The organism is Streptomyces sp. NPDC059009, from assembly GCF_042740175.1.
In the GTDB taxonomy this organism is placed as follows: domain Bacteria; phylum Actinomycetota; class Actinomycetes; order Streptomycetales; family Streptomycetaceae; genus Streptomyces.
Map to the genome: position 1 here is coordinate 113,052 of NZ_JBHYJB010000017.1, position 24,315 is coordinate 137,366.

The following is a 24,315-nucleotide window of genomic DNA, read 5'->3' on the forward strand; positions in this document are numbered from 1 at the left end:
CCGGAAGAAGAGGACCGCCATGTCCACAGGACGGCACCGCAGTTCACGTCTCAAGAGATCACGCACACCACTGGTGGGCCTCGCCGCCGCCACGGCCCTGGCCGTCTCGGGCGGCACCGTGGCGCTCGGCGCCCCGGCCGCACCGGGCGCCACACCTTCCCGTACCGCCTCCGCCCCCACTCCTCACGGCACCGCCCGCCTCGTGGGCGTGCGGCACGTGGGCGAGCGGACCTTCGACCTCACCGTGGACTCGCCCGCCGTCGGCAGCCGGCTGCCCGTCCGCGTCATCCTGCCCGCCCGGTACGAGGCCGAGCCCGGGCGGAAGTGGCCCGTCCTCTATCTCCTCCAGGGCGCGCACGACGACTACACCTCCTGGACCCGGGAGACGGACGCCGAGGACTTCCTCGCCGACCAGGACGTCCTCACCGTCCTGCCGTCCTCGGGCCCCACCGGCATCCCCACCGACTGGTGGAACCTCGGCCGCGGCACCCCCGACTACGAGACCTTCCAAGTCGACGAGCTGATGGGCCTGTTGAAGGAGCGCTACCGGGCCGCCGACCGGCGCGCCGTCGCCGGCGTCTCGACCGGCGGCTACGGGGCCATGGCCCTCGCCGCCCGCCACCCGGGCTCGTTCGGCGCCGCGGCCTCGTACAGCGGAGTCCTCGACACCACGGCGCTGGGCATGGTGACCGTCGTGGGCGCCATCGTCGCCCGTGAGCTCCAGCTCCCCCTCAGCCTCTGGGGGAGCCCCGTCCTCGACCGCGCGAACTGGACCCGGCACAACCCCCGCGCCCAGGCGAAGAACCTCGCAGGCACCCGGCTGTACGTCAGCCAGGGCAGCGGCATCCCCAGCACCGACTACGGCAACCTCGAAGGCGCCGTCCTGGAGGGCACGTTGTGGGGTCAGGCCCATGACTTCACGCGGGAACTGGAGCGCGTGGGCGTCCCCGCCACGGTCCACTTCTACGAGGGCGGCTCCCACGCGTGGCCGTCCTGGCAGCGGGAGTTCAAGGCGTCGTGGCCGGTGCTTGCTGCGGGGCTCGGCCTGGAGGGAGCGCAAAGAGGCCGGTGAGGGCTGGTGAGGGTCGGTGAGGGCCGCCGCCGGGGACGGCCCGGCTCGGCCCGGCTCGGCTCTCAGGGAGCCGTCGGAGGCTCGACCCGCGCCAGCCACGCCGTCAGGAGCCGCTCCAACTCCCGCGCCTCGTCGGCCTCCAGAGCGTCGAGGAGGCGGCGCTCGTTGTGCATGTGCTCGGTGAAGGCCCGGTCGATGAGGTCGCGGCCCGCGGACGTCAGAGCGACCACACGGCCGCGCCCGTCCGCCGTCGAGCGGCGGCGCGTGACGAGCCCGGCGCGCTCCAGGCGGTCGATCCGCTTGGTCATCGCGCCCGTGGTGACCATCGTGTGCGCCGCCAGCTCACCCGGCGCCCGCTCGAAGGGCTCGCCCGCCCGCCGCAGCGCGGCCAGACAGTCGAACTCGCCCTCGCTCAGGCCGTGGCGCCGGTACACCAGGCACAGCTGATCCGTGAGCAGCCCGGCCAGCCGGTGCAGCCGGCCGATGACCGCCTGCGGGCGCACGTCCACGTCGGGCCGCTCCTGGGCCCACTCGGCCTGGATCCGGGCGACGTGGTCGAGACGTTCAGCTTCCATGGAAGACATAATACCTTCCATGGAAGCTAATATTGGCTCGGCCCCCGGGCCCGGCTCCGGCTCCGCGCCGGGCCTCGGCGGCGGACACGGTGCGCTGCGCTGGAGTCTCATCACCGCCGTAGCCCCGGTCGCCTGGGGCACCAACTACTACGTCACGCATGAATTCCTGCCCCCGGACCGGCCGCTGTACGGCGCCGCGATCCGGGCGCTGCCCGCCGGGCTGCTGCTCCTCGCGGTCGCCCGGGCCCGGCCGTACGGGGCTTGGTGGTGGAAGTCCCTGGTCCTGGGCGTGCTGAACATGGGCGGGTTCTTCGCGCTCGTCTATGTCGCGGCCCAGCTCCTGTCGACCAGCGCGGCATCCACGGTGATGGCCACCTCGTCGCTCGTCATGGCGCTGATCGCCTGGGCGCTGCTCGGGGAGCGGCCCCGACTGCCGCTCCTGGCCGGGGCGTCGGTCGGTGTCGGGGGCGTCTGTCTCATGCTCCTGACCGGGGACGTGGCGGCCGATCCGCTGGGCGTGCTCGCCTCCGTCGCCGCCATGCTGCTGTCCTCGCTCGGCTATGTGCTCGCCAAGCGCTGGGGCCGCGAGGTGCCCGTGCTCGCCTCCACGTCCTGGCAACTCATCGCCGGCGGACTGGTGTTGGTGCCGCTCGCCGTCGCCGTGGAAGGCGCGCCCCCGGCCCTGGACGGGGCCGCGGTCCTCGGCTTCGGCTATGTGTCCGTGGTGGCGACGGCCCTCGCCTTCGCGGCCTGGTTCGCGGGACTGCGTCATCTCCCGGCCGCGACGGTCGGTCTGGTCGGGCTGCTCAACCCCGTGACCGGGGTGCTGCTCGGGACGGTGGTCGCGGGCGACACTCTGACGCTCCATCAAGGAGGCGGTCTGATACTGGTGTTGGGCGGGATTCTGCTCGGGCAGCTCGGTAACGGTTCACGGAACGGCCCGCCCAAAGCCACCCCGGAACGCCGCCTCTCCGGTTCAATGGTCAACCACTCCCGGTCCATGGAGGGTCGAGCGCACAAGGGGGACGCGTGATGATGGTGACCCGGTACACGACGGAGGAGCTGCCCGCGGCCGAGCGGTTCGGGTGGTGGCACGACCTCACGGCCCAGGCCCTGATCCCCACCAGCATGGGGAGCGAGCACGCCGCCGACTTCCGCGCCCGGGCACGGGTCCTGGACCTCGGCCGGATCCAGGTGACGTCCCTGGCGTACGCGCCCGTGACGGTCTCACGCACCCCGCGCCACATCCGAAGACGGGACCCCGACTACTTCCAGCTGTCCCTGACGGTGCGCGGCGGCCACGCCCTGTCCCAGGACCGCCGCGACGCGGTCTCCGTCCCCGGCGAGCTGCTCCTGTACGACTCGGCGCGCGAGTTCCACGGCGGCGCCGTCGCGGCGGACGGCGGGAACACCCCGGTCGAGCAGATCGTGGCCCAGTTCCCCAAGGCCCTGGTGCCGCTGCCGCCCGACGCGGTGCACCGCCTGGTGGCCCGCCGCCTCCCCTGTGACGCGGGGTTCGGCGCCCTGCTCGCCCAGTTCCTCACCCACACCAGCGCCCACGCCGACGCCTTCCGCGCGCAGGACGCGCCGCGGCTCTCCCGGGTGCTGCTCGACCTGTTCGGCGGCCTCGTCGCGGACGTCCTGGACGCCGAGGGCCAACTGCCCCCGGAATCACGGGAGAACACGCTCTTCCTGCAGATCCAGGACTTCGTCCAGGAGCACCTCGGCGACCCCGGTCTGACGGCCGCCGCGGTGGCGGCCGCCCACCACATCTCGCTGCGCACCCTGCACCGCCTGTGCCAGGCCCACGGCGTCACCGCCGCCGCGTGGATCCGCGCCCAGCGCCTCGACCGCTGCCGCCGCGACCTGGCCGACCCCCTCCAGACGCATCGCCCGATCCACGCCATCGCCGCCCACGCGGGCTTTCGCCGCCCCGGCGACTTCACCCGCGCCTTCCACGCGGCGTACGGGGTCTCCCCGCGCGCCTACCGGGATGGCGCGCGCCGCGAAGTACCCGGCACGGATTGCTAAGGACGTCCGCCGGGGCCCCGCGCACAGTGGGAGGGACCTGCGTAGGCAAAGGGGGTTCCTATGCGGCTCACTGAAGCCATCGAGGCCGCCCAGACGTTCCTGACACACAGCTGGGAAGAGGGCGAGCCCCTCATGGCGGTCGACGCCGAACTGATCACGCGGCGAGGACAGATCCTCGTCGTCCCGTACAACGCGGTCCAGTACCTCGCCTCCCGCGACGCCCGCGACATGCTCCTGGGCTGCCCGCCGCTCCTCGTCGACCTCGACACGGGCCACATCGCGTACGACGGGATAGGGGACCGGTATCTGTGGCGGGAGGCGGTGCTGCGCGGGGCCGGCTAGGACCTGTCCGGCGGATCTTGCCGCGGTCGCGGGCTGTGGCACGCCGATCTGCGGCGGACGGCACAGCTCGGAATCATGCGGCCTGATCCGCCGGACAGGCCCTAGGCCCTGGTGTACGTGCGGATGCGGTAGCGCAGGCCCGACGTGGAGGTCTGCCAGTCGCCGTCCTCGGCGACGGTCCACGTCGGGTCGATGTCCGGGGCGTAGGTGTCGCCGTCGACCGGCGCGTCGACCTCGGTCACCGAGAGCGTCGTGGCGTGTTCCAGGGCCGCCCGGTAGATCTCGCCGCCGCCCATCACCCACACCTCGGCGGGGGCGCCCGACCCCGACGGCTCAGCGGCGCGCTCCAGGGCCGCGGCGATGGACCCGGCGCGGTGCGCGCCCTCGGCCGTCCAGTGCGCATCGCGGGTCACCACGATGTTGCGCCGGCCGGGCAGGGGCCGGAAGCGCGGGGGCAGCGAATCCCACGTCCTGCGCCCCATCACCACGGGACGGCCGTGGGTGGTGGCCTTGAAGTGCGCCATGTCCTCGGGCAGCCGCCACGGGATGCCGTTGTCCGCGCCGATCACGCCGTCGAGGCTCTGCGCCCAGATCAGCCCGACGGTCATCCGGCCATCGGCGTGCATGCGGTCATCGGCGTGCATGCGGTCATCGGTGGTCATACGGCGACCGGGGCCTTGATCGCGGGGTGGTGCTCGTAGCCGACCACCTCCACGTCGGTGTACGCGTAGTCGAAGAGGGAGTCGGCCCGGCGCAGCCGCAGCTCCGGGAACGCGTACGGGGTGCGGGTGAGCTGCTCGGTCACCTGCTGGACGTGGTTGTCGTAGATGTGGCAGTCGCCGCCGGTCCAGATGAAGTCACCCGGCTCCAGGCCGACCTGCTGCGCCACCATGTGCGTGAGCAGGGCGTAGCTGGCGATGTTGAACGGGACGCCGAGGAACAGGTCCGCGCTGCGCTGGTACAGCTGGCAGGAGAGCTTGCCGTCGGCGACGTAGAACTGGAAGAAGGCGTGGCACGGGGCGAGCGCCATCTTGTCGAGCTCGGCGACGTTCCACGCGGAGACGATCATGCGGCGGGAGTCGGGGTCGCGGCGCAGCGTGTCGAGGACCTCGCTGAGCTGGTCGATGTGCCGCCCGTCCGGGGCGGGCCAGGAGCGCCACTGGGCGCCGTAGACCGGGCCGAGGTCGCCGTTGGCGTCGGCCCACTCGTCCCAGATGGTGACGTTGTTCTCCTGCAGCCAGCGGACGTTCGAGTCGCCCTTCAGGAACCACAGCAGCTCGTACACGATCGACCTGAGGTGCACCTTCTTGGTGGTGACCAGGGGGAATCCCGCGGAGAGGTCGTAGCGCAGCTGGTGCCCGAAGACACTTCGGGTGCCGGTGCCCGTCCGGTCGGCCTTGGGGGTTCCGGAGGTGAGGACTAGCTGCAACAGGTCTTCGTACTGGGTGTTCGCCACAGGCGCCGAGTCTACGCGGGATCATGGCGCCTCCCGGACAGGCCCCGGTGGCGTGGGACGGCGGCGGGCGGCCAGACGCCGCTCGTCCGGCCAGCGCACCTGTGTCGCCCAGCCCGCGAGCTCGAAGAGGCGGATGAGGCGGGCGCTGGAGTCGAGCTGGCCGGGCAGGACGCCGTGCCGGGCCGAGGTGGGGTCGGCGTGGTGGAGGTTGTGCCAGGACTCGCCGCCGGAGAAGGGGGCGAGCCACCACACGTTGCCGGAGCGGTCGCGAGCCCTGAAGGGGCGCGCGCCCGTCAGATGGCAGATGGAGTTGATCGACCACGTGACGTGGTGGAGCAGGCCGATCCGCACGAGGCCCGCCCAGAAGAACGCCGACCAGGCCGCGCCCGGGTCCCAGGCCCCCTCGCCCCACAGCCCGCCCACGACGGCGGGCGCGCCGAACGAGAACAGGACGATCAGGGGCTGCAGACGGGCGAGGCGCACCAGGTCGCGGTCGGCGAGCAGATCGGGAACGTAGCGCTCCTTGTCGGTCTTCTCGTTGTGCAGCGTCCAGCCGATGTGCGCCCACACCATGCCCTTGGCCACCGCCCGCACGGAGGTGCCGAAGCGCCAGGGGGAGTGCGGGTCGCCCGGCCGGTCGGCGAACCGGTGGTGGCGGCGGTGGTCGGCGCACCAGGTGAGCGCGTCGCCCTCGACGGCCAGGGTTCCGGCGACGGCGAGGGCGATCTTCAGGGGGCGGGCGGCCCGGAATGCCTTGTGCGTGAACAGACGGTGGTAGCCGACCGTGATCCCGTGCACGGCGACCGCGTACATCACCGCGCCGATGACCAGGTCGTGCAGGCCCACGCCCCAGCCCCACAGCACCACCACGGAGGCGAGGACCGCGACGAAGGGGACGCCGACGAAGACGCCGACCACGATCCGGTCGGCTCTGCCCATGGGCGCTCCCGGTGCGGTGTCGGCGGTCGTGGGCTGCGGCTGGGTCATGGCGGTGCTCACTTCCCTCGCTCGGTGCGGGCGACCGGGACGTTACTGACGGCCGCGCCGGGGGCTCCAGTCACCGAAGGCGCATGCGTGCACGTCCGTTCATCACGGAACTGACAGCGGGCAGAGGGGAATTGCGGTGGCTGTCGAGAAGTGATGAAAGGGCTCCCGCCGATTAGCGATCCGGGCGAAATGCCGGCGATCCGCTTGTGAGCGGAAGGCGGCCCGCCGCAGTCTCGGGTCAATCGCCGCGGCCCGCCCCCGGGCCGCGGCCAAGCCGTGCCGAGGGAGGACCGTCATGGATGTGCTCGCTGAGGCAGTCGTCGCGGGAGCCGCCGCCGACGAGCTCGAGCGCCTGCCCGTCCCCACGCACTTCACCGCCGCGCATCTACGGGCGGAGGACGCCGACAGCTTTTCCGGAGTGGCGGACAAGGACGTCCGTAAATCCCTGCATGTGGGCGAGGTGCCGATGCCCGAACTCGCCCCGGACGAAGTCCTGGTGGCCGTCATGGCGAGCGGCATCAATTACAACACCGTGTGGTCGGCGATGTTTGAGCCGATGTCCACCTTTTCCTTCCTGCGCCATTTCGGGAAAAGGGGCGGCTGGGCCGCGCGGCACGATCAGCCGCACCACGTGATCGGCTCGGACGCGGCGGGCGTCGTCGTCCGGGCGGGCGCCGGGGTGCGTCGCTGGAAGGCGGGCGACCGGGTCGTCGTGACGCCCGCCTACGTCGACGACGAGGAGCCCGCCACGCACGCCGACGGCATGCTCGGCGACGCCCAGCTCGCCTGGGGCTTCGAGACCAACTTCGGCGGCCTCGCCCACTACTGCGTGGCCCGCGCCAGCCAACTCCTGTCCAAACCGGGCGGGTTGACGTGGGAGGAGGCCGCCAGCAACCCGCTGTGCGCGGGCACGGCGTACCGCATGCTGGTGAGCGACCGGGGTGCCCGCATGACGCAGGGCGACGTCGTGCTGATCTGGGGCGCGGCCGGCGGCCTCGGGGCGTACGCCGCGCAGCTCGTCCGCCATGGCGGGGGCATCGCGGTCGGCGTGGTGAGCGGCGAGGAGAAGGCCGAGCGGGCCCGCGCGTTCGGCTGCCACGCGGTCATCGACCGCACGGAGCTCGGGCTGACCGGCGCCGAGCCCGCCGACCCGACGGTCATCGGCAAGAAGCTGGGCAAGCGCATCAGGGCGGCCGTGGGGGAGGACCCGCACATCGTCTTCGAGCACGTGGGCCGGGCCACGTTCGGGGTCTCGGTGTTCGTGGTGCGGCGCGGCGGGACGGTGGTGACGTGCGGGTCGAGCACCGGCTACCGGCACGAGTTCGACAACCGCTATCTGTGGATGCGGCTCAAGCGGGTCATCGGCAGCCACGGCGCCAACCTCCAGGAGCAGGCCGCCGTGCACCGCCTGTTCGACCTCGGCCGGCTGCGCCCCGCCCTGTCCACGACGTACGACCTGTCCGAGGTCGCCGAGGCGGCCCGGCTCGTGCAGACCAACCGGCACACCGGCAAGGTCGGTGTCCTCGCGCTCGCCCCGCGCCCCGGACTCGGTGTCAGCGCACCGCGGACGGCGCCCCGGCCGCGCTGAGGTGGCGCCGCCAGCCGCCGTCCGGCCGCTGTCCGACGCCCAGGGTGCGCAGCCGGGCCAGGACCGCCGGGTCCTGCACGTCCAGCCAGTCCACGAACTGCCGGAAGGAGACCAGGCGTACGTCCTTCTTGCCGGCCACCGCCTTGAGGGTCTCCTCGACGGCGTCCATGTAGATGCCGCCGTTCCACTCCTCGAAGTGGTTGCCGATGAAGTAGGGCGCCCGGTTCGTCTCGTACGCGCGCCGGAACCCGGCGAGATAGGACCGTGTCGCCTGAGCGCGCCAGCCCGGGTAGTTGTACGAAGGCGCCCGCGTGGAGTTCTTCGACTGGTTGGCGAGGATGTTGTAGTCCATCGACAGGACCTCGAACCGGTGCCCGGGGAACGGGATCTGCTGCAGCGGCAGGTCCCAGATCCCGAGCCGTTTGACCGGCCAGCGCTGCAGTCCGCCGGGCGAGGAGGCGTCGTAGCGCCAGCCGAGCGCGCGGGCGGTGGGCAGCAGGTTGTCCTGGCCGAGCAGGCAGGGCGTGCGGCCGCCGACGAGTTCCTTGTCGTAGTCGAAGGGCAGCGACGGCAGGTCGTGGAAGCCGGTGTGGGTGCGCCACTTCGTGACGAAGCCGGTGGCCTGCTCGATCTCGTCGCGCCACTGCGCGGGCGTCCAGCGGGCGACGCTGCCGGTGCCCGCGCAGAAGTGCCCGTTGAAGTGCGTGCCGATCTCGTGCCCCGCGAGCCACGCCCGGCGCACGTACGTGAGGGTCTCCTTGATGTGCGCGTCGGTGAGATAGCCGATGTCGGAGGCGCCGACGGGGTTGTCGGGCGGGCGGTAGAGGCGCTTCTTCGACTCGGGCAGGAGGTAGAGCCCGGAGAGGAAGAAGGTCATGTGCGCGCCGTGGTTCTCGGCGAGTTCGAGGAAGCGCGGGAAGAGACCGTTGCCGACCTCGCCCGCGCCGTCCCAAGAGAACACCACGAACTGCGGTGGCGTCTCGCCCGGTTCGAGCGGACGCGGCCGCTCCGGCTGGTTCGGCTGGGTGCCGGTGAACGAGGTGGAGCCGTCGCCGATCAGCCGGGGCTGCTTGCGGGCGGGCTGCGCGGGGCGCCCGGGGCGGTGGGCGCCGCCGCCGTGTCCGCCGCCGTGTCCGGGCGGTCCTGCGGCGGGCTCCTGGTCCCCGCACCCGGCGAGCCCCGCGCCCGCCGCCACCGCAAGTCCCCAGCCCAGAGCGCTCCTTCGGCCCATCGCACGGTTCACCGCACTCATGCCCTCTCCCTTCGCTCACGTCACAGACGCCCCATCTGTTGACGGCGAGGAGAGGAACTAATCGGACAAAACCATGTTTTTCCCTGAACTTGACCCGATGCGCTCAAGCGGGCGGGGGTGGAGCGTGAAGGCGGCGGGGCCGTGGCGTGGCAGCCCGTAAGCCGTGGCGGTAAGTCATAGTTTCACCGCTTATGAAGCGTGGTTACTTGCTCAAGAGGGCGTTGGTCGGCCGCCCGTTGGACACCCGGCGGCTGGGGGAGCAGCTCCTCCCGAAACGGCTCGCCCTGCCGATCTTCTGCAGCGACCCGCTCTCCTCGGTCGCCTACGCCACCGAGGAGATCCTGCTCATCCTGGCGCTCGGCGGCATCGCCGTGCTCCACCTCGCCTGGTACGCGGCCGCCGCCATCGTCGTCCTGCTCGTCGTGGTCGTCGCCTCCTACCGGCAGACCTGCCACGCCTATCCGGGCGGGGGCGGCGCCTACGTCGTCAGCGCCGAGAACCTCGGCCAGACCGCGGCGCTCACCGCCGCCAGCGCCCTGCTCATCGACTACGTCATGACGGTGGCCGTCTCCATCGTCTCCGGCGTCGCCGCGATCACCTCCGCCGTCCCCCGGCTCGACGGGCACGCCGTCGCCATGGCGGTCTTCTTCGTGGTGCTGCTCGCCTGGATGAACCTGCGCGGCGTACGCGAGTCGGGGCGCTTCTTCGCCGTCCCCACCTATGCGTTCATCTGCTGCGTGTACCTGATGTTCGCCGTCGCGGCGGTGCGCCTGGCCACCGGGACGACGATCCGCGCCGAGTCCGCGGACCTGCCCATCCGCGAGGTCTCCACCTACAGCGGACTGGCCCTCGTGCTCCTCGCCATGCGCGCCTTCGCCTCCGGCTGTACGGCCCTCACCGGGGTGGAGGCGATCAGCAACGGCGTCCCCGCCTTCCAGAAGCCCAAGGCCCGCAACGCCGCGACCACCCTCGCCGTCATGGGCGCCCTGTCGGTGACCATGTTCTTCGGCATCACCGTGCTCGCCATGGTCTACCAGGTCCATGTCGCCGCCGACCCGACCGAGTTGGGGCTGCCGCCCGGCACGGCCACCGCGACGGCGCTCGCCCAGATCGGCCGGGCCACCTTCGGCAGCTGGGACTTCTTCTTCTATCTGCTCCAGGCCGTCACCGCGGGCGTCCTCATCCTCGCCGCCAACACCGCCTTCAACGGCTTCCCGATGCTCGCCTCGATCCTCGGCCGCGACCGCTACGCCCCGCGCCAGCTCTTCCACCGCGGCGACCGGCTCGTCTACTCCAACGGCATCCTGCTCCTGGCGCTCGCCGCGATCTCCCTCATCGTCGCGTTCAACGCCAACCTCAACCGCCTCATCCAGCTCTACATCCTCGGCGTCTTCGTCTCCTTCACGCTCTCCCAGGCCGGCATGGTCAAGCACTGGAAGAAGGTGCTGCGCACCCCCGAGGGCGCGGCGCGCTCGGGCCACATCCACCGCTCCATGGCCATCAACGCCTTCGGCGCCGTGCTCACCGGCATCGTCCTGGTCATCGTCCTCATCACGAAGTTCACGCACGGCGCCTGGCTCGTCGTCATCGCCATGCCGCTGCTCTTCCTCGGCATGAAGGGCGTGCGCCGCCACTACGACGCCGTCGCCGCGGAAGTCGCCGTCGCCCCCGACGCCCGCCCGCGCGTCCCCGCCCGCCACCACGTCATCGTCCTCGTCTCCCACATCAACGCGCCCAGCCTGCGCGCCCTTTCGTACGCCAAGGCGCTGCGCCCCCACTCGCTGACCGCCGTCTCCGTGGTCGAGGACCAGGAAGCCGCGGCCCGGCTGCAAGAGGAGTGGGAGACCCACGGCATCCAGGTCCCCCTCGAACTCCTCGACTCGCCCTACCGCTCGGTCGTCCAGCCCGTCCTGCGGTACGTGCGCCGCGTCACCGAGGAGGACCCCGAGATGGTGATGTCGGTGGTCATCCCCGAGTACGTCGTCGGCCACTGGTGGGAGCAGCCCCTGCACAACCAGTCCGCGCTGCGCCTGAAGACCCGCCTCCTGTTCACCAAGGGCGTCGTCGTCATCGACGTCCCCTACCGCCTCGCCTCGGCTCGTCAAGTGGCCCGCGTGGCCCGGGCGGCGGCACAGCCCCCGCCACCACCCTCGCCCCCGGCCCGCTGACCCGACCGCCCCTCGATCGCCGCGATCAGCGCCCGCACGGTGGCCGCGCCCGCCGCGCTCGGCACCTCGGTCACCGCCGCGAGGGCCTGGTGGGCGCGGCGCCAGGCCCGGCTGCGGCGCCCCCGTGCCAACTCGACCAGGGCGTGCGCGTACTGCGTCATCGCGTGCGTCCAGGCGTCGTGGCGGGCCTGTGGGCGGGCCGTCGCGCGGCGGGCGCTGCGCAGCGCCTCGGCGGGGCGCACCGCGGCCTGCGCCACGGTGAGCACCGCGAGGCTGACCGCCGCCGACGGGCCGTGCACCGCGTGGGCCGGGATCGTGTCGGCCGCCTCCCGCAGCCGCTCGATGGCCCGCTCGGTCTGCCCGGCCCGCAGCGCGAGCGTGCCCTCGGCGTGCGCGACCCGCCCCACCGTGGCGTCGTCCCCGGACAGCACCGCCACCCGCCACGCCTGCCGCAGCAGCTCCTCCGCCCCGGCGTCCCCGGCGCACACCGCGAGCCAGCCCGCGAGCCACAGCGCCTGCCCGCACAGCCGCGTGTCCGCGCGCGCCAGCGGCAGCAGTCGCCGCAACTGCTCGCGCCCGCGGGTGAGTTGGCCGCACACGGCCCACCAGAACCACAGGTCCCGCACCATCGCGAGGGCGGCGACACCCCGGTCGCCGTGGTCGGGGCCGTGCTCCAGGGCCGCGTACAACTGCCGCTCCTCGTCCCGTACGAGACGGGTCGCGCGCTCGTGCCGCCCGGTGCTCCACAGCTGGTGGGCGCCGGCCGCGACCTGCGCGTACCAGCCGAGGTGGCGGCCGCGGGCGGCGGCCACCTCACCGGCCGCCTCCAGGCGCTCGGCCGCGAACCCCCGGGCCGCCGCGGACAGCCGGTACCGCGGCGGCAGCACCCCGCCGGGACCCCGCACCGTCTCCAGGACCGAGGCGAGCGCGAGCCGCGCCAGACACGACGGCACCTCGTGCGCCCCGAGCCCGCCGCCCGCGCACACATACGTCGCCGCGTCCTCATCGAAGTCCCCCTCGAAGACGCTGAGCCGCGCCCACGTCGAGCGCTCGGCCCGGTCGCACAGCGCATAGCTCGCCCCCACGGCGGCCCGCACCGACCGATGCCGGCGCAAGGGCGCGTCCGGCGCGCCCAGCCACCCGTGCCCGAGGCCGAGCAGCCCCGCCACCTGCGTCACCGACGTCGACGCCGACTCGGTGGCGGCCAGTTCGATGGCCAGCGGCACCCCTTCGAGGGCCGCGCAGAGATCGAGGACGGTGCGCGACTCGGCCTCGGCGCTGAAGGGATGGGCGTCGTCCCGGTCCCGGCGCAGGGCCAGGGCGCGGGCGACGAAGAGGGCGACGGCGGGACCGGGGCGCGGGGCAGGAGGGTCGGCGGACTCGGCGCCCGCCGCCCGGCCTGCGGCGACATCTCCGGCGAGCGCCGCGTCCAGGGTGTTCCCCGGGGCCCCGGCAGTTCCGGACCTCCGGGGACCCGGTGTGGTTGTGGTGCTCGCGGAGTCTTGTAGGGGCCTGGAGTTCTCGGGGTCCTGTACGGGCTCGGGGTTTCCGGGGTCGTGTGTGGTTGCGGTGCTCGCGGAGTCCTGTACGGGCCCGGTGCTCGCGGAGTCCTGTACGGGCCCGGTGTTCCCGGAGTCCCGCACGAGCCCGGAGTTCCCGGGATCCTGGGCAGGCCCGGGGCTTACGTCCTCGGCTTCCTGGCCCCGCGCCGCCGCCCGCCCGCCCGCTCCCTTCTCGTCCGGCTCCGTCGTCGCGAGCGGCCGCAGCCGCAGCACCGACTCGTGGCCCAGGCCCATCGGGTGCCGCCCGGTGACCAGGAGCCGTACGCCCGGCGCCTGTTGGAGGACCGCCTGGACGAGACGTGCGCACTCCTGGCGTACCGGATCGATGTCGTCCAGCAGGATCAGGACGCGGCGGCCGACGAGACGGGCCACGACATCGGAGCCGTCGACCGGCCGTCGAGCGCCGCCCTTCGGATCCTCGGCGCGCTCGGCCGTGCCGCCGTCGAGCGCCTCCGCGAGCGCCTGCACGGCGGACTGCCGGCGCGCCGGAGCCCCGTCCCACCAGCGCACCCGCACCACGCCGTCCGGCAGCTGCCCGCTCACGGCGGCGGCCGCGTGCGCGGCGAGCGCGCTCTTGCCGACGCCCGCCGCACCCACCACCGTCACCAGGCGGCCCTGCGCCAACAGGCGCCGCAGCGCCGCCAGTTCACCGGCCCGGCCGATGAGCCCACCCGTCATCTCCCACTCCGCTCGCGTCCCGCTCCACCGCGAGCCAAGCCGCCCGCCCCAACGCCCTACGCGCCGCACCCGCAGTGCAGAATTGTTTCTGCTGCGGGTTCGGCACCTGCCTTAACTACCGCTGGAACGCCGGGGTACGCGCGGATCCCGGCGAATCACGCGGTGCGGCGAACCCGTGCACACCAGTACGTGCGGACGTGAGGTCGAACGCCGGGCAGGTGGATCAGCCCGGACGGCGTCCTTGTCCCTGTGACCACTGAACACGCTCCGCCCGCCGTTCCCGATACCGGCCCCGAGACCGCCCCCGAGAAGCTGTCCGCCGGGGAGACCTGGCGCGCCCTGTACCGGCACTTCCGCCCGCACCGGGGCGTCGTGGTGTGCGGCGCCGTGCTCACCCTGATCGGCTCCCTGAGCGGACTCGTGCAGCCGCTCGCCGCGAAGACCCTCGTCGACCGGCTCGGCGACGACGAACCCATCGCCGGGGTGCTGCTGTTGCTCACCGCGCTCGTGGTGTGCGGGACGGCGATCGAGTCGGTCGGCGCGTACGTCCTGGAGCGCACCGCCGAGTCCGTGGTGCTCGCGGCCCGGGGCTCCCTCATCGGGCGCCTGCTGCGGCTGCGGCTCTCGGAGGTCGAGCGCACCCAGCCCGGCGACCTGATGTCACGCATCACCTCGGACACCACGCTGCTGCGCGCGGTCACCACGCAGTCCGTGGTGTCGGCGGTCACGGGCGGCCTCACCTTCCTCGGCACGATCCTGTTCATGGGCCTCATGGACCCGGTGCTCCTCGCGGTCACGCTCGGTGTGATCGTCCTGATCGGCGGCGCCACGGGCCTGGTGATGCCGAAGATCGCGCAGGCCACGCGGCGCGCCCAGGAGGCGGTCGGCTCGATCTCGGCCGCCCTGGAGCGGGCGTTCGGCGCGTTCCGCACGCTCAAGGCGTCCGGCGCCGAGGAGCGCGAGACCGAGGCGGTACGGGCTGCCGCGCGCGAGGCGTGGCGGCACGGGGTGCGCTCGGCGAAGTGGCAGGCGGTGGCGTGGAGTTCGGTGGGGCTCGCGGTGCAGGTGTCGTTCCTCGCGGTGCTGGGCATCGGCGGGGCGCGGGTGGCGTCCGGGGCGATCTCGGTGTCGACGCTCGTGGCGTTCCTGCTGTTCCTCTTCTATCTGATCGACCCCGTGTCCCGGCTCGTCGAGGCGGCCTCGCAGTACCAGGTGGGCTCGGCGGCGCTCGCGCGGATCGTGGCGGCGGAGCGGCTGGAGACGGAGGAGCTCGCGGACGGGCGAGTCGAGGAGCCTGTGGACGGGCGAGCTGCCGAAGCCGCGGAGTCTGCCGAAGCCGTGGAATCTGCCGACGCCGCAGAGGCTGCCCAAGTCGCGGAGTCGGCGCAGGCCGTGGGAGCCGCCTCGGTCGCCTTCGAGGACGTGACGTTCCGCTACCGCGAGGGCCTGTCGGCCGTCCACCGGGGCGTGAGCTTCGCGATACCCGGACCCGGCATGACGGCCTTCGTGGGCCCGTCCGGCGCGGGCAAGACCACCGTCTTCGGGCTGATCGAGCGGTTCTACGAGGCGAGCGGCGGCCGGGTCCTCGTCGACGGCAGGGACGTACGGGAGTGGCCGCTCGCCCGACTCCGCGCCGCCATCGGCTATGTGGAGCAGGACGCGCCCGTCCTGGCGGGCACCCTGCGCGACAACCTCCTCTTCGCCGCGCCCGCCGCGAGCGACGCCGACGTCCACCGGGTCCTCAAGCAGGCCCGCCTCGACGGCCTGGTGGAGCGGCTGCCGGACGGCCTCGACTCCCTGGTGGGGCACCGGGGTTCGATGCTCTCGGGCGGCGAGCGGCAGCGGGTGGCGATCGCCAGGGCGCTGCTGCGCGGGCCGCGCCTGCTGCTCCTGGACGAGGCGACGTCCCAGCTCGACGCGGTCAACGAACTCGCGCTGCGCGACGTCGTCGCCGAGGTCGCCCGCGAGGTGACGGTCCTCGTGGTGGCGCACCGCCTGTCCACGGTCACGCTCGCCGACCGGATCGTGGTCATGGACGCGGGCCGGGTCCGCGCGGTGGGCACCCACGCGGACCTGGTCGCCCGGGACCCCCTCTACGGGGAGCTGGCGGCCACGCAGTTCCTGGCGTCGTCGTGACCCTTGGCCGAGCCCTGGCGGGGCGCCCCGCTCAGCGGCCCACCGAGCCGTCGATGTGCTCGCGCAGGATGTCGGCGTGGCCCGCGTGCCGTGCGGTCTCCTCGACCGTGTGCACCAGGACCCAGCGCAGCGAGCGCCGCGGCGGTGTGCCGCCGGTGTCACGGACGCACAGCGTCTCCAGGTCGGCGCAGGCCCGCACCAGCGCGTCGGTGCGCTCGCCTGCCGCGCGGTAGGCGGCGATCAGTGACTCGGCGGTGTCGTCGGGGCCGAGCTCCATGCCGCTCGTCCGCATCTCGGTGTCGGCGCCCCGGAAGGCCCACACGAACCAGTTGAACTCGGCCTCGATGAGGTGCTTGATCAGGCCGAGAAGGCTGGTGCCGGACGGCACACCGACGGCGCGGGCCTGCTCCTCGTCGACGCCCTGGGCCTTCGAAATGATGGCTTCGCGAAGGTAGTTGAGGAAGGCGAGGAGCGTCTCCCGCTCGTCGGCGTTGATGCCGGGCGGGGGGACGTCGCCCTTGGGGCGCGGGCCGGAGGCGGCGGGGGAGTCCTGGGAGGCGCGGGATTCGGTCACGGCGGCACTTTAATCCGCCCTCCCCATCTGTCACCTGGTTTAGCGTGAGGCCATGAAGCACCTGAGCCACGACCGCTACTGCTCCGAAATCGTCACGCAGACCGAGCTGTTGAGGGCCCACATCAAGGGCGCGGACCCGGCGGCCCCCGTCCCCACCGTCCCCGGCTGGACGCTCGCCCACCTCCTGCGCCACCTCGGCGGCGCCCACCGCTGGACCGAGACGATCGTGCGCACCCGCGCGACCGGACCCGTCGCCCACGACCAGATCGACGACCCCTCCGTCTACGCCGACGTGGACGCGGCCGCGCTCGGCGCCTGGCTCGGCGAGGGCGCCGAACAACTGGCGGACGCCTTGCGCGAGGCGGGGCCCGACGTCGCGGTGTGGACGGTCGCGCCGGGCGGCACACCGCTGTTCTGGGCCCGCCGCATGACGTACGAGACGCTGGTGCACCGGGCGGACGCGGCCTCGGCCGTCGGCGCGGAGTACGTCGTCGAGGACGAGGTGGGCGTCGACGCGGTCGAGGAGTGGCTGGGATTCAGCGCGCTGCCGCAGGCGTACGCCTCCGAGGAGGCCCGCACCGCCCTGCGCGCCCCCGGCCGCACGCTGCGCCTGTACGCCACGGACACCTCCCCGGAAGCCCCCGCCGACTGGCTGGTCGACCTCTCCGCCGACCCCTTCACCTGGCGCCGCACCACCGAGCAGGACCGCGACGGCACCGCCACCCCCACCGCCACCGTGCACGGCCCGCTCGCCGACCTGGTCCTGCTCCTCTACGGACGCAGGACCCCGGACAGCGAGACGCTCACCGCCCACGGCGACGCCGGGGTGCTCACCGACTGGCTGCACGAGGCGAGCGCCTGGCTGCGCAGGTGAGGCGAGGTGGCGTGAGGTGAGGTGAGGTGACGTGAGTCCGGCCCGCACCACGTGAGCGTCAACGGGGCGCGATCGCCGGGCGGAAGCCCACCGGCCGCGACCACCACACCCCCTCCCCGTGCGAGAGGCCCGGCAGCGCCTGCTCGAACTCATGCACCCGGTGGGCCGCGATCTCACCGGACAGCAGCCCCGAGTCCCGCCCGCCCGAGCTCTCCCTGATCTCGGCCCCGAGCGCGGCGAGACGCCGGCCGACCCCGGCGACGGAGTCGAGGGGCGCCTCCACCTCGAAGGCGTGGTAGGGCTCGTACACCTGGGTCCCGGCGTGCTCCAGGGCGCGGGCGAGGACGATCGGGGTGAGGCCGCGGAAGTCGGCGGCCGTGCTGAGCGGACCCACGAAAGCCGAGCGGGTCAGGGTGACTTGACAGTCCGTCACCGCCCAGCCGTCCGGGCCCGACCGGAGGGACTGCTGCACGGTCTCCTCGATCGCGTGGTGGAACGCATAGGGCAGGGCGCCCAGTTCGGTCTCGTAGCGGAAGACCACTCCGGAGCCGGGTGGGAGCGGATCGACGCGCAGCCCGACCGTCGCCCAGAACCCGCTCGGCCCCCGGTCGCGGAACGCCATCTCCTCCACGGCCTCGCCCACCCCGGCGGGCCGGGACACACAGACCGTGCGGCTGGGCTCGAAGCGGGCCGCGACGCCGAACTCCTCGGCGAGCGTGTCCGCGACGATCTCCTTCTGCACCTCGCCGTAGAGCAGCACCGAGGTGGCGCCGCCGGGCACGGTCCTGGTGTGGATGAGCGGGTCCTGGTCGGCGAGCGCGAGCAGCGCGGCGTGCAGCCGCCCCGCCTGGGCCGGGTCGCAGGGGTGCACCACCGTCTCCAGGGTGGGCGGGGCGAAGTACGGCTCGGCGGCGTCCGGTGCCTCGCCCGCCGTGCCCGCCTCGCCCCCCTCGCCCGCGCCGCCGAGGCGGTCGCCGACCTGGATGCCGGGCAGGCCGCGCAGCCGCGCGATGTTGCCGGGGGTCAACGGCCCGTCCCGGCCCACGACATCGAGGACAGTGACCCGCCCCGACTCCTCCGTGCGCGTCCCGTCGGCCTCGCGCCGCCAGAACGTCACCCGTTGCCGGGCGGCCAACTTTCCCTCGTACAGGCGGAGGTAGGCGGTCTTCGCCCCGCCCGGTCCGCGCTCGACGGCGAAGACGACGCCGTGGGGTGCGGGGGAGGCGTGGGGCGCGGAGGAGGCGTGGGGTGCGGGGGAGGTGCGGAGGTCCGGGGAGGCGGGCAGGTCCGGGGAGGCCAACAGGGCCGGGGAGGCGGGCAGGGGCGGGGTGGGCATGCCGTGCCTCAACTCCACGATCCCGTCGACGAGTTCCGCCACCCCGGCCCCGCTGAGCGCGGACCCGAAGTGGACCGGGTGCAGCTGCCCGCGCGCGGTCGCGGCGGAGAGCAGCCGTCGCAGTTCTCCGGCCGTCGGTGTGCGGCCTTCGACGAGGTGCTCCAGGACCGTCTCGTCCGTCTCGGCCAACACCTCGGCGAGGCGCTGCCGTTGGGCGACGTCCGCCAGGGGGAGGGCGACGGTGCGGGCCGCCGGGGTGCCCGCGTCGTGGACGGCCGTCATCGGCGCCGCGTACGGGGTGAGCTTGCGGCGGATGTCGTCGAGGAGGGCCTCGGTGCGGGCGCCCGGCCGGTCGGTCTTGTTGACGAAGATCAGCGCGGGCAGGCCGAGCCGCCGCAGCGTCTTCATCAGGACGCGGGTCTGCGCCTGCACGCCTTCGACGGCGGACAGGACCAGGACGGCCGCGTCGAGCACGCCGAGCGCGCGCTCCACTTCGGCGATGAAGTCGGAGTGCCCGGGGGTGTCGATCAGGTTGATCTGGACGCCTCGGGCGGTGAAGGGCGCCACGGCGGTACGGATGGTGATGCCGCGCCGTCGTTCGATGCTGCCGGTGTCGGTGCGGGTGGTGCCGGAGTCGACGCTGCCGAGCCGGTCGATGGCGCCGGCGTCGAACAGGAGCCGCTCGGTGAGGCTGGTCTTACCGGCGTCTACGTGGGCCAGGACGCCGATGTTCAGCGTGGGTGCGGTGGGCGTGGAAGGCATGGGTGGTCGAGACCTCGGGAACTGTCGTCCGGTCAGGGCGCTGGGGAGTTCCGAGGTGTCGGCGCATTCCGTTTCGCTCCCGTACTCGTGTCGTCAGTTCAGGTCGCCGGTCATGAGGTCCGGCCGCCGGGTCATGGTGCCAGGGCCCCCGGGAGGGACCGCAACCGAATTTCCGTAGGTGTCAACTCATGGTTGACGGTCGGTGACTGTCAACCTAAGGTTGCCTCATGACGAATCCAGTTGGCTTGACCCGTTCCGTCCGCCTGGACGACCTCATCGACGCCATCAAGTACGCCCACACCGACGCCCTCGACCAGCTCACCGACGCCGTCATCGCCGCCGACCACCTGGGCGACGTGGCCGATCACCTCATCGGCCACTTCGTCGACCAGGCCCGCCGCTCCGGCGCCTCCTGGACGGACATCGGCAAGAGCATGGGAGTCACCCGGCAGGCCGCCCAGAAGCGGTTCGTGCCGAAGGGGGCCGCCGGCGGCCTCGCCGACCTCGACCCCGGCCAGGGCTTCGGCCGCTTCACGCAGCGCGCCAAGAACGCGGTGATCGCCGCCACCAACGAGGCGCAGGCCGCCCGCAACGCCGAGGTACGCCCGGAGCACCTGGTGCTCGGGCTCCTCGCCGACCGGGACGGCATCGGCGCCCAGGCGATCGTCGCGCAGGGCGTACTCCTGGACTCCGTACGGCAGTTGGCGCACGAAGCGCTGCCGGCGGCGGCCGCGGACGTGCCCGAGCTCGCGCCGTACGACGCCGCGTCCCGCAAGTGCCTGGAGCTCACCTACCGCGCCGCCCTGCGCCTCGGCCACAACTACGTCGGCACCGAACACCTGCTGCTCGCCCTCCTGGAGCACGAGGACGGCGCCGGGGTCCTCGCCCGGGCGGGCGTCGACGCGGCGGCCGCCGAGCGGTACGTCGTCGACACCCTCGCGGCGGTCGTCGAACGGCTCACGGCGACGGGGGCCGGAGGCGGTGCCGCCACGGAAGGGGCGGAAGGGGCGCCCGGGGAGTGAGGGGCCGCCGGGGCGCCCGAGGGCTCCGGGGGCTCCGCGCGTTCCGGGGCGCGAGTCCCGGACGCGTCGTCAACTCACCTGCCGGGGCACGTAGTTGAGGCGAGGGCGGCTCATGAAGAGCGGTGCCTGGCTACCCTGAGAGAGGGGCTTCCCTCCCGGTGGGGGCCAGGTCGGAGGCGGGCATGGGCGGGGACGTGACGCAAGGAGTCGAGCCGCTGGCCCGGCTGCCCCTGGACGACCTCCTCGACGAGCTCCAGGTGCGCATCGCGACGGTCCGCAAGACCCGCGACCGGCTGCACCGCCTCCTCGGCGCCGTCCTCTCCGTGGGCCGCGGCCTCGACCTCCCCCAAGTCCTGCGCGGCATCGTCGAGTCGGCCGTCGTGCTGGTCGACGCCGAGTACGGCGCGCTCGGCGTGATCGGCGGCGGCGACCGGCTCTCCGAGTTCCTGCCGGTGGGGATCAGCGACGACGTCCACCGGCGCATCGGTGATCTCCCCTCCGGGCACGGCCTGTTGGGGGAGCTGATCCGGCACCCCGAGCCGCTGCGCCTGCGCGAGCTCTCCGAGCACCCGGCGAGCTACGGCTTCCCGCCGGGCCATCCGCCGATGCACACCTTCCTCGGGGTGCCCATCCGGGTGCGGGACTCCGTGTTCGGGAACCTGTATCTGACGGAGAAGCGCGGTGGCGGCGAGTTCGACGCCGAGGACCAGTCCGTGCTCTCCACCCTCGCCGTCGCCGCGGGTGTCGCCATCGAGAACGCCCGCCTCTACGAGGAGGCCCGGCTGCGCCAGCGCTGGCTCGAGGCGAGCGCCAAGTTCACCGGCGACCTGCTGTCCGGGACCCCCGAGGCCGAGGTCCTGGAAGCCATGGTCGAACAGGCCCGGCAGATCTCCTCGGCCGAACTCGGCGTCGTCGACCTCATGGTGGAGAGCACCGGCGAGCTGCACGCCGTGCTCGCCCTGGGGGAGGGGGCCGAGGCGCACCGGGGCGGGATACTGCCCACGGAGGGCACGATGGCGGGCGCCGCCATCCGCGCCGGGGCGCTCGTCACCACCGAGGACGTCTCCCGGGACCCGCGCGTCACCCACGCGCCCGAGCGGTTCAAGGGGTTCGGGCCCGCCGTGGCGGTGCCGATGGGCACGCGCGACGGCGTACGGGGAGTGCTGCTGCTCGCCCGCAGGGCGGGCCGGCCGCCGTTCAGCGACTGGGAGACCGAGCCGCTCGTGGGTTTCGCCGGACAGGCCGCCCTGGCGCTCGAACTCACCGACCGGCGCCGCGACGCCGAGCACATGAGCGTCCTCGCCGACCGCGACCGGATCGCCCGCGACCTCCACGACCTCGCCATCCAGCGGCTGTTCGCGACCGGCATGACCCTGCAGAGCGCCCAGCGGTTCGTGCAGCACCCCGAGGCCGCCGACCGGCTGCGCCGCGCCGTCGACGACCTGGACACCACCATCAAGATCATCCGGTCGACCGTCTTCGGGCTCCGCGACCACGAGGGCAGCCACAGCGGCTCGGGCCTGCGCATGCGCGCCGCCAAGACCGTCGAGGAGTATGTGCAGGTGCTGGGCTTCACGCCGGGCCTGCGCATGGAGGGGCTCATCGACACCGATGTGCCGCGCACCGTGGCCGACGAGGTGGTGGCGGTGCTCGGCGAGGCCCTGTCCAACACCGCACGGCACGCCCGCGCCCACGCCGCCGAGGTCTCCCTCGCCGTGAAGGAGGGGCGGCTCACCGTCACGGTCACCGACGACGGCGTCGGCGTGGCCGAGGAGGGCCCGCGCAGCGGCCTGCGCAACCTCGCCGAGCGCGCCGCGGGCCTCGACGGCGCCCTCGCGCTCTCGGTGGCCGACGGCGGCGGCACCCGTCTGGAGTGGACGGTGCCGCTGCGGAACCGGACGAACGGCGAGCGCTGAGAGCCCGAGGACCCCAGGAGCCGCGGGAGGGGGCCCCTGGCTCAACTTTCCTTGCCCCATTGCTTGTTCAACCTCTTGCTGAATGGTCAAGAATCGTTGACCATTGCTCGCATGCCTACCGACGACCTTCCCGAGACGTTTCACGTCACCACCGACGAACAGCTGCGCGCCGTCTCCAATCTGACGCGGCACCGGATCATGGCCGTCCTCCGCTTCGAGCCCGCCACGATCACGCAGATCGCCGCGCGAGTGGGCCTCGCGAAGGGGAGTTCCAGCTATCACGTGCGCCTCCTGGAGCGGGCCGGCCTGGTGAAGGTGGTGCGGACGCGGAAGGTGCGGGGGGTCACCGAGCGGTACTACGCGATGGCCGCGCGGTCGATCGTGCTGCCCGACCCGGGCGAGGGCGGGCCGGACGTGCTGATGCGGCATGCCGTGGCGGACCTGGAGGCGTCGCCGGCCGACGGCGAGCGGCACGTACGGATGGCGCATCTGCGGCTCACCGAGGAGCAGTTCGCGGAGCTGGGGGAGCGGCTGCAGGCGCTGGCGGACGAGTACCGGACGCTGTCCGACCCGTCGCTGCCCGACGCGTCACTCGTCTTCGCGCTGTTTCACCCGGCAGCGCGCGTACCGGCCGAGGGGGACGCCAAGTGACCTCGGACATACGGAAGTTGCCGACCGGGTTCGGACGGCTGTGGACCGCACAGACGATCTCCTCGCTCGGTGACGGGGTGACCCACGCCGCCCTGCCGCTGCTCGCGCTGACGCTGACGCGGGACCCGATGGCGCTCGCCGTGGTCACGGCCGCCGGGACGCTGCCGTGGGTGCTCTTCGGGGTGCTCGGCGGTGCGCTGGTGGACCGCTGGGACCGCCGGCGCACGATGTGGGTCGCGGACACGGCGCGTGCGGTGCTGCTCGCGATACCGGCAGCGGCGGCCGCACTCGACGTGCTGAGCATTCCGCTGCTCGCGGCCGTCGCCTTCCTCCTCGGCCTCGGCGGACTCTTCTTCGACACCGCCGCCACGGCCTATCTGCCGGACCTGCTCAGCCGCGACCCGGCGCTCCTGGAGCGCGCCAACTCCCGCCTGCGCGGCGCCCAGACCGCCATGTCCGGCTTCGCGGGGCCGCCTGCGGGCAGCGCCCTGCTCGCGCTCGGGCGAGCCGTTCCGCTGCTCGCCGACGCGGTGTCGTTCGCGCTCTCCGCACTGCTCGTACGGACGCTGCCCGCCATGCCCCGGCCCGTGCCGGAGGTCCGCGAGTCGCTGCTGCGGCAGGCGCGGGCCGGCGCCTCGTACGTCTTCCGGGACCGGCTGCTGCTCGGCCTCGCGCTGCGACCGGCGGTCGGGAACATCGCCTTCCTCGCCGTGGAGACCGTGCTCGCCCTCTTCGCGCACGACCGTCTGGGCATCGACACCTACGGCTTCGGCCTGCTCCTCACGGCGGAGGCCACCGGCGGACTGCTCGGCGCGGGCATTGCCTCCTTCCTCGGCCGGCGACTCGGCACCGGCGCCGCGCTGACCTCCACGGCCACGGTCGAGGGACTCGCCATCCTGGGGCTCGCCGCCGCCCCGAACCCGTACGTCGCCGGCCTCGCGCTCGCCGTCTGCGGAGCGGGCATGGGCGCCACCATGGTGCTCGGCCCCTCCCTCCGGCAGGCGATCGTCCCCGGCCACCTGATGGGCCGGGTCGCCTCCACCTCCCGCATGCTCGCCATGTGCGCCGCCCCGTTCGGCGCCTTCCTCGGCGGCTGGCTGGCCACCACCTACGACGTCCGCACCCCGCTCTACACCGCAGCCGGCCTCCTCCTGACGATGACGGCCATCACGGCGTCCATGACCAGCAACCGCCGGGTCGAGGCGGCGCTGCGGGCCGCCGCCCCGGCCGCCGATCCAGAGGACCCGGAGTCCCCGGATCCCGTTCAGGAAGCAGCCCTCTAGGGCCTGTCCGGCGGATCAGGCCGCATGATTCCGAGCTGTGCCGTCCGTCG

General features: G+C 73.2%; 20 protein-coding genes. 12 read left to right on the plus strand and 8 right to left on the minus strand.

Features of this window, described 5'->3' with window-relative positions; all coding sequences use genetic code 11:
• The first annotated feature begins 19 nt into the window (after nucleotides 1-19).
• Nucleotides 20-1,072: an alpha/beta hydrolase gene (locus ACFWYM_RS18950; protein ID WP_384837883.1), complete on the plus strand. Its 1,053-nt coding sequence runs from the start codon at nucleotides 20-22 to the stop codon at nucleotides 1,070-1,072.
• Between the two features lie 62 nt (nucleotides 1,073-1,134).
• Here ACFWYM_RS18950 and ACFWYM_RS18955 read toward each other — a convergent pair whose 3' ends face one another.
• Nucleotides 1,135-1,647: a MarR family winged helix-turn-helix transcriptional regulator gene (locus ACFWYM_RS18955; RefSeq protein WP_384837886.1), complete on the minus strand. Its 513-nt coding sequence runs from the start codon at nucleotides 1,645-1,647 to the stop codon at nucleotides 1,135-1,137.
• A gap of 94 nt (nucleotides 1,648-1,741) precedes the next feature.
• Between ACFWYM_RS18955 and ACFWYM_RS18960 the strand changes: the two genes are divergently transcribed.
• The 3 genes from ACFWYM_RS18960 to ACFWYM_RS18970 are packed head-to-tail and all read left to right on the plus strand — an operon-like array spanning nucleotide 1,742 to nucleotide 4,020.
• Nucleotides 1,742-2,680, plus strand: a complete 939-nt coding sequence (locus ACFWYM_RS18960; protein ID WP_384838065.1) for a DMT family transporter — start codon at nucleotides 1,742-1,744, stop codon at nucleotides 2,678-2,680.
• Nucleotides 2,680-3,678, plus strand: a complete 999-nt coding sequence (locus tag ACFWYM_RS18965) for a helix-turn-helix domain-containing protein (RefSeq protein ID WP_384837889.1) — start codon at nucleotides 2,680-2,682, stop codon at nucleotides 3,676-3,678. Before ACFWYM_RS18960 ends, ACFWYM_RS18965 begins: the two co-directional genes overlap by 1 nt.
• Nucleotides 3,679-3,738: 60 nt before the next feature.
• Nucleotides 3,739-4,020, plus strand: coding sequence for a YrhB domain-containing protein (locus ACFWYM_RS18970; RefSeq protein WP_384837892.1), 282 nt, complete (start codon nucleotides 3,739-3,741; stop codon nucleotides 4,018-4,020).
• 101 nt (nucleotides 4,021-4,121) lie between these two features.
• On the opposite strand, the gene ACFWYM_RS18975 is transcribed toward ACFWYM_RS18970, so the two are convergent.
• Genes ACFWYM_RS18975 through ACFWYM_RS18985 form a run of 3 tightly spaced genes read right to left on the minus strand, consistent with a single transcriptional unit; the run spans nucleotide 4,122 to nucleotide 6,463 of the window.
• Entirely contained in the window at nucleotides 4,122-4,628 is a 507-nt protein-coding gene (locus ACFWYM_RS18975) for a dihydrofolate reductase (RefSeq protein ID WP_384838068.1), read from the minus strand.
• A 50-nt stretch (nucleotides 4,629-4,678) separates the two neighbouring features.
• Complete coding sequence (locus ACFWYM_RS18980) at nucleotides 4,679-5,476, minus strand: thymidylate synthase (protein WP_384837895.1); 798 nt, start codon at nucleotides 5,474-5,476, stop codon at nucleotides 4,679-4,681.
• A gap of 21 nt (nucleotides 5,477-5,497) precedes the next feature.
• The gene (locus ACFWYM_RS18985; RefSeq protein ID WP_384837898.1) at nucleotides 5,498-6,463 is read right to left on the minus strand and encodes an acyl-CoA desaturase; all 966 of its coding nucleotides are present in this window, start codon (nucleotides 6,461-6,463) and stop codon (nucleotides 5,498-5,500) included.
• Nucleotides 6,464-6,758: 295 nt separating this feature from the next.
• Between ACFWYM_RS18985 and ccrA the strand changes: the two genes are divergently transcribed.
• Nucleotides 6,759-8,051, plus strand: coding sequence for a crotonyl-CoA carboxylase/reductase (gene ccrA / locus ACFWYM_RS18990; protein ID WP_384837901.1), 1,293 nt, complete (start codon nucleotides 6,759-6,761; stop codon nucleotides 8,049-8,051).
• On the opposite strand, the gene ACFWYM_RS18995 is transcribed toward ccrA, so the two are convergent.
• On the minus strand, nucleotides 8,017-9,303 hold the full coding sequence (locus tag ACFWYM_RS18995) for a hypothetical protein (protein WP_384837904.1): 1,287 nt from the start codon (nucleotides 9,301-9,303) through the stop codon (nucleotides 8,017-8,019). The genes ccrA and ACFWYM_RS18995 overlap by 35 nt on opposite strands.
• 191 nt (nucleotides 9,304-9,494) lie before the next feature.
• Between ACFWYM_RS18995 and ACFWYM_RS19000 the strand changes: the two genes are divergently transcribed.
• Nucleotides 9,495-11,471 (plus strand): APC family permease, encoded by a 1,977-nt coding sequence (locus tag ACFWYM_RS19000; protein ID WP_384837907.1) that lies wholly within the window; start codon nucleotides 9,495-9,497, stop codon nucleotides 11,469-11,471.
• Here ACFWYM_RS19000 and ACFWYM_RS19005 read toward each other — a convergent pair.
• Nucleotides 11,405-13,711 (minus strand): AAA family ATPase, encoded by a 2,307-nt coding sequence (locus ACFWYM_RS19005; RefSeq protein WP_384837910.1) that lies wholly within the window; start codon nucleotides 13,709-13,711, stop codon nucleotides 11,405-11,407. The two genes, ACFWYM_RS19000 and ACFWYM_RS19005, sit on opposite strands and share 67 nt — an antisense overlap.
• Before the next feature lie 312 nt (nucleotides 13,712-14,023).
• Here ACFWYM_RS19005 and ACFWYM_RS19010 point away from each other — a divergent pair, with 312 nt between their 5' ends.
• Nucleotides 14,024-15,847, plus strand: a complete 1,824-nt coding sequence (locus ACFWYM_RS19010; protein WP_384838071.1) for an ABC transporter ATP-binding protein — start codon at nucleotides 14,024-14,026, stop codon at nucleotides 15,845-15,847.
• Nucleotides 15,848-15,878: 31 nt separating this feature from the next.
• On the opposite strand, the gene ACFWYM_RS19015 is transcribed toward ACFWYM_RS19010, so the two are convergent.
• Nucleotides 15,879-16,421 (minus strand): DinB family protein, encoded by a 543-nt coding sequence (locus ACFWYM_RS19015; RefSeq protein ID WP_384837913.1) that lies wholly within the window; start codon nucleotides 16,419-16,421, stop codon nucleotides 15,879-15,881.
• A gap of 52 nt (nucleotides 16,422-16,473) precedes the next feature.
• Between ACFWYM_RS19015 and ACFWYM_RS19020 the strand changes: the two genes are divergently transcribed.
• Nucleotides 16,474-17,295 carry a maleylpyruvate isomerase family mycothiol-dependent enzyme gene (locus ACFWYM_RS19020; protein ID WP_384837916.1) on the plus strand — a complete coding sequence of 274 codons (822 nt, stop codon included), beginning with the start codon at nucleotides 16,474-16,476 and terminating at the stop codon, nucleotides 17,293-17,295.
• Between the two features lie 58 nt (nucleotides 17,296-17,353).
• Here ACFWYM_RS19020 and ACFWYM_RS19025 read toward each other — a convergent pair whose 3' ends face one another.
• Complete coding sequence (locus tag ACFWYM_RS19025) at nucleotides 17,354-19,393, minus strand: GTP-binding protein (protein ID WP_384837919.1); 2,040 nt, start codon at nucleotides 19,391-19,393, stop codon at nucleotides 17,354-17,356.
• A 227-nt stretch (nucleotides 19,394-19,620) separates the two neighbouring features.
• On the opposite strand from ACFWYM_RS19025, the gene ACFWYM_RS19030 reads away from it, so the two are divergent.
• The 4 genes from ACFWYM_RS19030 to ACFWYM_RS19045 all read left to right on the plus strand — a co-directional run bounded on the left by ACFWYM_RS19030 (nucleotide 19,621) and on the right by ACFWYM_RS19045 (nucleotide 24,265).
• A complete protein-coding gene (locus ACFWYM_RS19030) occupies nucleotides 19,621-20,415 on the plus strand; it encodes a Clp protease N-terminal domain-containing protein (protein ID WP_384837922.1) in 795 nt (264 codons plus the stop codon).
• Between the two features lie 182 nt (nucleotides 20,416-20,597).
• Complete coding sequence (locus ACFWYM_RS19035) at nucleotides 20,598-22,331, plus strand: GAF domain-containing protein (RefSeq protein WP_384838074.1); 1,734 nt, start codon at nucleotides 20,598-20,600, stop codon at nucleotides 22,329-22,331.
• Between the two features lie 111 nt (nucleotides 22,332-22,442).
• Nucleotides 22,443-22,982, plus strand: coding sequence for an ArsR/SmtB family transcription factor (locus ACFWYM_RS19040; protein ID WP_384837925.1), 540 nt, complete (start codon nucleotides 22,443-22,445; stop codon nucleotides 22,980-22,982).
• Entirely contained in the window at nucleotides 22,979-24,265 is a 1,287-nt protein-coding gene (locus ACFWYM_RS19045) for an MFS transporter (RefSeq protein WP_384837928.1), read from the plus strand. Before ACFWYM_RS19040 ends, ACFWYM_RS19045 begins: the two co-directional genes overlap by 4 nt.
• Nucleotides 24,266-24,315 lie beyond the last annotated feature (50 nt).

Bases quoted from the DNA above. Each gene is read 5' to 3' on its own strand.
- ACFWYM_RS18950 (WP_384837883.1), top strand. From the start codon at position 20: ATGTCCACAGGACGGCACCGCAGTTCACGTCTCAAGAGATCACGCACA.
- ACFWYM_RS18955 (WP_384837886.1), bottom strand. From the start codon at position 1,647: ATGGAAGCTGAACGTCTCGACCACGTCGCCCGGATCCAGGCCGAGTGG.
- ACFWYM_RS18965 (WP_384837889.1), top strand. From the start codon at position 2,680: ATGATGGTGACCCGGTACACGACGGAGGAGCTGCCCGCGGCCGAGCGG.
- ACFWYM_RS18970 (WP_384837892.1), top strand. From the start codon at position 3,739: ATGCGGCTCACTGAAGCCATCGAGGCCGCCCAGACGTTCCTGACACAC.
- ACFWYM_RS18975 (WP_384838068.1), bottom strand. From the start codon at position 4,628: ATGACCGTCGGGCTGATCTGGGCGCAGAGCCTCGACGGCGTGATCGGC.
- ACFWYM_RS18985 (WP_384837898.1), bottom strand. From the start codon at position 6,463: ATGACCCAGCCGCAGCCCACGACCGCCGACACCGCACCGGGAGCGCCC.
- ccrA (WP_384837901.1), top strand. From the start codon at position 6,759: ATGGATGTGCTCGCTGAGGCAGTCGTCGCGGGAGCCGCCGCCGACGAG.
- ACFWYM_RS18995 (WP_384837904.1), bottom strand. From the start codon at position 9,303: ATGAGTGCGGTGAACCGTGCGATGGGCCGAAGGAGCGCTCTGGGCTGG.
- ACFWYM_RS19000 (WP_384837907.1), top strand. From the start codon at position 9,495: ATGAAGCGTGGTTACTTGCTCAAGAGGGCGTTGGTCGGCCGCCCGTTG.
- ACFWYM_RS19005 (WP_384837910.1), bottom strand. From the start codon at position 13,711: ATGACGGGTGGGCTCATCGGCCGGGCCGGTGAACTGGCGGCGCTGCGG.
- ACFWYM_RS19020 (WP_384837916.1), top strand. From the start codon at position 16,474: ATGAAGCACCTGAGCCACGACCGCTACTGCTCCGAAATCGTCACGCAG.
- ACFWYM_RS19025 (WP_384837919.1), bottom strand. From the start codon at position 19,393: ATGCCTTCCACGCCCACCGCACCCACGCTGAACATCGGCGTCCTGGCC.
- ACFWYM_RS19030 (WP_384837922.1), top strand. From the start codon at position 19,621: ATGACGAATCCAGTTGGCTTGACCCGTTCCGTCCGCCTGGACGACCTC.
- ACFWYM_RS19035 (WP_384838074.1), top strand. From the start codon at position 20,598: ATGGGCGGGGACGTGACGCAAGGAGTCGAGCCGCTGGCCCGGCTGCCC.
- ACFWYM_RS19040 (WP_384837925.1), top strand. From the start codon at position 22,443: ATGCCTACCGACGACCTTCCCGAGACGTTTCACGTCACCACCGACGAA.